This is a genomic window from Micromonospora sp. S4605, from assembly GCF_003176715.1.
GTDB classification, from domain to species: Bacteria; Actinomycetota; Actinomycetes; order Mycobacteriales; family Micromonosporaceae; genus Micromonospora; species Micromonospora echinaurantiaca.
In genome coordinates this window covers 1-1645 of record NZ_QGSW01000483.1, presented here as the reverse complement: position 1 = coordinate 1645, position 1645 = coordinate 1, and the positions used below count along the sequence as shown (strand labels likewise).

The window sequence follows — 1645 nt, the reverse complement described above, 5'->3', positions numbered from 1 at the left end:
GGTCGGGGTTGACCTGCCAGCCGCGGGCGACCCGGTCCACCGCGATGGGGTAGATGGTGAGCGTGCCGTCGGGGTCGATGCGGAGCCGGAGGAACGCCTTGGAGTCCTCGATGCCCTGGCCAGCGAAGAGTTCGTTGACGTTCACCCCGAACGCCCCCGCCACCAGCAGGTACGCGGCCACCAACTGGCTCGCCACCAGCCCGCCCACCGGGCCGTACAGCACCGCCGCGGCGACCACCGGCAGCGGCCACGGCCACTCCTGGAAGGGCAGCGCCAGCCAGCCCCAGGTGCCGGCGGCGGCCAGCCCGACGTGCGCCAGCCCGTGGCCGATGCCGAGGATCCAGTGCCGGGCGTGCCGCTTCCCGCCGGAACTGGGCGGCTTGGCGAAGAAGGCCGCGCCGAGCAACGTCACCAGCAGCATCAGCACCAGCGGCAGGCTGAACAGCCGCTGCTCGGTGCCGCTGGGGTTCTCCACCACCCCCACCATGGCCAGCATCAGCAGCGTGTGCAGGGTGCCGAGCAGGGTGGTGAAGCCGGGATTGCGCAACGGCAGCCGGGGGAAGATGCCCCAGGCGTAGCGCCGGGAGCGGGCCGCGTCCGGGTAGCGGCCGGCCAGGTCGTACGGGCGGCTCGGGCTGGCGCGCCGGGCCAGGGTGTCCCGCGGCGGCACCTCGATGCGCTCCGGGAGCTTGTGCGTCGGGTAGAGGTACGCGCCGCCGCTGCCGCAGGTGATCAGTTGACGGTCCGGGCCGGCGTACCGGGCGTAGTGGTGCAGGTCGCCGGAGATGAGCAGCCGTACCTGTGCCCCGGTCGGCGCCACGATGGTCCGGATGAAGTAGTCGATCGAGTCGTACGCCGTGGGGTGGTCGACGGCTTTGACCCAGGTCGGCGCCGGCACCGCCACGATCACCTTGCTCTGCGGGCCCAGCTTCTCGGCCACCGTGTCGAAGTAGGTCAGCTGCGGGTCGTCCAGGTACGAGCCGGACTGGTCGTCGAGGCCGAGCAGCCACCAGTCGGCGGGCAGCTCGACCGCGAAGTACGAGCGGGACTGCCCGGTCGCCCAACCGCCGAAGTGCCGGTCCCGGGACCGGACGAAGAGCCGCAGGAAGGCGGTCAGGCCGTCGTACCAGTCGTGGTTGCCGGGCACCGCGAAGAGGGTGGGCTTCTCGGGCGGGGTGCCCGGCAGCGCGGCCTGGTAGGGGCCCTTGCAGCGGTCCTCGTACGCCTCGAAGGCGGCCGACGGGTAGACCTGGTCGCCCCCCATCACCAGGGTCTGCGCCCGGGGCAGCCGGTGCCCGTCCACCTCCAGCTCCGGCTGGGCGAGCAGGTACGCCACCGAGTAGGTGGCGTTGAAGCCGTCGCCCAGGTCGGCCACGTAGTCCAGCCAGAGCCCGCCGTCCGGCCCGACCTGCCGCTCGATCCGCGCCTCGAGCGAGTTCTGCAGCTCCCGCTTGTCCAGGTACGCCCCGAAGAGCATCGCCAGCAGCGTACGGATGCCGGTGCTGATCAGCAGGAACGGCGCGAGCCACGGCACCGGCTTGCGGGGGGTGAAGCCCAGCTCCAGCGGGTCGGTCGAGCGTGGCCGGCGGGCGGGCCGCCCGCCCGTCGCCTCGCTGCCGTGCGGGTTGTCCGGGGCGGGCACCGG

1 protein-coding gene is annotated in these 1645 nt (G+C 72.9%); it reads right to left on the bottom strand.

Annotated features, from left to right (window positions below):
- On the bottom strand, positions 1-1642 hold a 1642-nt coding region (locus DLJ47_RS34835), incomplete at its 3' end, for a metallophosphoesterase family protein (RefSeq protein WP_109906563.1).
- Positions 1643-1645 lie beyond the last annotated feature (3 nt).